The following is a 4,289-nucleotide window of genomic DNA, read 5'->3' on the forward strand; positions in this document are numbered from 1 at the left end:
TCGTGTGAGGCGGATGGTGTCCGGGCGAAGCGGGTGCCGGTGGATTATGCGTCGCACTCGGTGCAGGTGGAGCAGCTGCGCGAGGAGCTTCTCGACGTCCTGGCTCCGATAGCGCCGCGGCAAACCGAGACCGCCTTCGTTTCCACGGTGACCGGCGAGTGGATCGACGGGTCCGCGCTGGACGCGGAGTACTGGTACACGAACCTGCGCAGCACGGTCCGGCTGGACATCGCGGTCGAACGGTTGAAGAGCGAAGGGTTCGGGACGTTCGTGGAGGCGTCGCCGCACCCGGTGCTCACCATGGCGATCGGTGACGACGTCCTCGCGCTGGGCTCGTTGCGCCGTGACGACGGCGGCCTCGCGCGGTTCCACACCGCCCTGGCCGAGGCGCACGTCGCCGGGGTCGCCGTGGACTGGACCCCGGCCTTCCCGGATGCCCGGATCGTCGGCCTGCCCACCTACGCCTTCCAGCGCAAGCGGTACTGGCTCGACGCGCCGAACCGGCCCGTCGCCGGAGAGGCCGCCGACGGCCGGTTCTGGGCCGCCGTCGACGCGGAAGACCTCGGCACGCTGGCCGAGCTGATCGGCGTCGGCGCCGAGACGTCGTTCGCCGAGCTGCTGCCCGCGCTCGCCCGCTGGCGCCGTCTCCGCCAGGAAAAGTCCACTGTGGACTCCTGGCGCTATCGCGTCGAGTGGAAGCCCCTCGCCGAGCCGGCCGCCGCGACGCTGTCCGGCCGCTGGCTCGTGGTCGTCGCACCCGGCACCGACGCCACCGACGTGACGAACTGCCTCGCGGCCGCCGGTGCCGAGCCCGTGGTGACCGAGTCGCTCGGCGACCTCACCGATGCGGCAGGCGTGCTCTCGCTCCTCCCGGACGCGCCGGGCACCCTCCGCCTCGTCCAGGCCCTCGCCGGGAGCACCGCGCCCCTGTGGCTGCTGACCCGCAACGCCGTCGCCGCGCTGCCCGGCGACGCCGCCCCCGCCGCCGACCCCGCGCAGATCTGGGCACTGGGCCGGGTCGCCGGCCTCGAACACCCGGAACGCTGGGGCGGGCTCGTCGACCTCCCGGGCACCCTCGACCGCCGGGCCGCCCGGCGCCTGACCGCCGTCCTCGCCGGCCTCGGCCACGAAGACCAGGTCGCCGTGCGCGCCTCCGGCGTCTTCGCGCGGCGGCTCGCGCACGCCCCGGGCGGGGCACCGGCGCGGCAGTGGCGGCCCGAAGGCACCGTGCTCGTCACCGGCGGCACCGGCGCGCTGGGCGGGCACGTCGCCCGCTGGCTGGCCGGGAGCGGCGCGGACCACCTGGTCCTCGTCAGCCGCCGCGGCGCGGACGCCCCCGGCGCGGCCACCCTGGAAGCGGAGCTGACCGCTCTCGGCGCCGAAGTGACGTTCGCGGCCTGCGACCTCGCCGACCGCGACGCCGTGGCCGGGCTCGTCGCCGGGCTGGGGTCGGTGCGCGCGGTCGTGCACACCGCCGGCCTGCCGCAGGCGGGCACCATCGCGGACACGAGCGCCGGCGGGTTCGCCGAGGTCCTCGCGGCCAAGGCCGCCGGCGCCGACCACCTCGACGAGCTGCTCGGCGACGACCTCGACGCGTTCGTCCTCTTCTCCTCGAACGCGGGTGTCTGGGGCAGCGCGGGGCAGGGCGCCTACGCCGCCGCGAACGCCCACCTCGACGCGCTCGCCGCCCGCCGTCGTGCGGCCGGCCGGAAGGCGACCTCGGTGGCCTGGGGTTCCTGGGCCGGCGACGGCATGGCGGGCAGCGCCGGAGCGAAAGACCACCTGCGCCGCCGTGGCCTGCGGGAAATGGACCCGAAGCTCGCCATCGCGGCCCTGCAGCACGCGCTCGACGCCGACGAGACGTTCGTGGCCGTCGCCGACGTGGACTGGCCGCGGTTCGCCGCCGGGTTCACCGCCGCCCGCCGCCGCCCGCTCATCGAGGACCTGCCCGAAGTGCGGGCGCACCTCGCCGCCGAGGAGGTCGTCACCGAGGTCGGCACCGGCCTCGCCACCGGTCTGGTCAAAGCCGTGCGCGGGCTCGGTGCGCGGGAGGCCGCGCACCACGTCCTCGACCTCGTGCGCGCCCACGCCGCCGCCGTGCTGGGGCACGACTCGGGCGCGGCCGTCCCCGCCGACCGGGCCTTCCGCGAACTCGGCTTCGACTCGCTGACCGCCGTCGAGCTCCGCAACCGGCTGACGGCCGCGACCGGCGTCCGCCTCCCGTCGACCGTCGTCTTCGACCACCCGCACCCGCGGGCCCTGGCCGGCCACCTCCTGCGTGAGGTCTCGGGAGCCGGGCCCGACGCCGCCGTGCCCGCTGCCGGCAAGGTCACGGCCGCCGCGTCCGACGAGCCGATCGCCATCGTGGCCATGGGCTGCCGCTACCCGGGGGACGTGCGGTCGCCCGAGGACCTGTGGCGCCTGCTGGCCGACGGCGCGGACGGCGTCGGGCCGTTCCCCGCCGACCGCGGCTGGGACCTGGCCGCGCTCTACGACCCGGACCCGGCGAACCTCGGCACCAGCTACACCCGCGAGGGCGGGTTCCTGACCACGGCGGCGGAGTTCGACGCCGGGTTCTTCGGCATCTCGCCGCGCGAAGCGCTCGCCATGGACCCGCAGCAGCGGGTGCTGCTGGAGACTTCCTGGGAGGTCTTCGAGCGGGCCGGCATCGACCCGGACACGCTGCGCGGCAGCGGAACCGGCGTGTTCGTCGGGGCCACTTCCGCCGGCTACGGCGTGGGCGCGCGGGACGAGTCCGGTGGCTCCGAAGGGTACCTGCTGACCGGCAGTGCCCCAGCCGTCGTCTCGGGCAGGCTGTCCTACACGTTCGGATTGGAGGGCCCGGCGGTCACCGTCGACACGGCGTGTTCGTCTTCGCTGGTGGCGCTGCACCTGGCGGCCCAGTCGCTGCGGCAGGGCGAGTGCTCGATGGCTCTCGCGGGCGGCGTCACCGTGATGGCGCACGCGGCGGCGTTCGTCGAGTTCAGCCGCCAGCGCGGGCTCGCCGAGGACGGCCGCTGCAAATCCTTCGCCGAGGCCGCGGACGGCACCGGCTGGGGTGAAGGCGTCGGTCTGCTGCTGCTGGAGCGGCTGTCGGACGCCCGGCGCAACGGCCACCCGGTGCTGGCCGTGGTGCGGGGTTCGGCGGTGAACTCCGACGGCGCGTCGAACGGCCTGAGCGCACCCAACGGTCCGTCCCAGCAGCGGGTGATCCGGGCCGCGCTGGCGAACGCGGGCTTGCAACCGTCCGACGTCGACGCCGTCGAAGCGCACGGCACCGGGACCCGGCTCGGCGACCCGATCGAGGCGCAGGCCCTGCTGGCCACCTACGGCCAGGACCGGGACCGGCCGCTGTGGCTCGGGTCGCTGAAGTCGAACATCGGGCACACCCAGTCGGCCTCCGGCGTGGCGGGCGTGATCAAGATGGTGCTCGCCATGCGGCACGGTCTCCTGCCGCGCACGCTGCACGTCGACACCCCGTCGTCCCGAGTGGACTGGGCCGCGGGCGCCGTCGAACTGCTCACCGAGGAACGGGAGTGGGCTTCCGACGGCCCGCGCCGCGCCGCGGTCTCGGCGTTCGGGGTGAGCGGCACCAACGCGCACGTCGTGCTCGAACAGGCCGAGCCCGCCGTGGTGGCTCCCGCCGGCCCGGATGCGACGCCGCCGCTCGTGCCGCTGTCGGCCCGGAGCGCCACGGCGTTGCGTGCCCAGGCGGCCCGGCTCCGGGGCACCGGCCTGGCACCGCAGGACCTCGCGTACTCCTTGGCCTTCACGCGCGCCACGCACGAGCACCGCGCGGTGCTCGTCGCGTCCGGCCAGGAGATCGACCGGGCCCTGGGCGTCCTCTCCGACGGCGGCACGGACCCGGCCGTGGTGACCGGGACGGCCGACCGGGACGCGCTGCTGGCCGTGCTGTTCACCGGCCAGGGCGCCCAGCGGACCGGGATGGGCCGCGGGCTGTACGACCGGTTCCCGGTGTACGCCGAGGCTTTCGACGCGGTGTGTGCGCACTTCGGGCCGGAGCTGCGCGAGGCCTTCGACGACGCCGAGCTCCTCAACCGGACCGAGTTCACCCAGCCCGCGCTGTTCGCGGTCGAGGTGGCCTTGTTCCGGTTGTTCGAGTCCTTCGGTGTCCGGCCGGATTTCGTGGCGGGGCATTCGATCGGGGAGATCTCGGCTGCGCACGTCGCCGGAGTTCTGTCGCTTGTGGACGCTTGCCGTCTGGTGTCGGCGCGGGCGTCGTTGATGCAGGCGTTGCCACCCGGCGGGGCGATGGTGTCGATCGCCGC

General features: G+C 75.2%; 1 protein-coding gene. It reads left to right on the forward strand.

Features of this window, described 5'->3' with window-relative positions; genetic code table 11:
- Positions 1-33: 33 nt before the first annotated feature.
- Positions 34-4,289: SDR family NAD(P)-dependent oxidoreductase (locus tag AB0F15_RS44915; RefSeq protein ID WP_360284053.1), on the forward strand; the 4,256-nt coding region annotated here is incomplete at its 3' end.

It is taken from the genome of Amycolatopsis sp. NPDC026612 (genome assembly GCF_040638285.1).
Lineage (GTDB): Bacteria > Actinomycetota > Actinomycetes > Mycobacteriales > Pseudonocardiaceae > Amycolatopsis.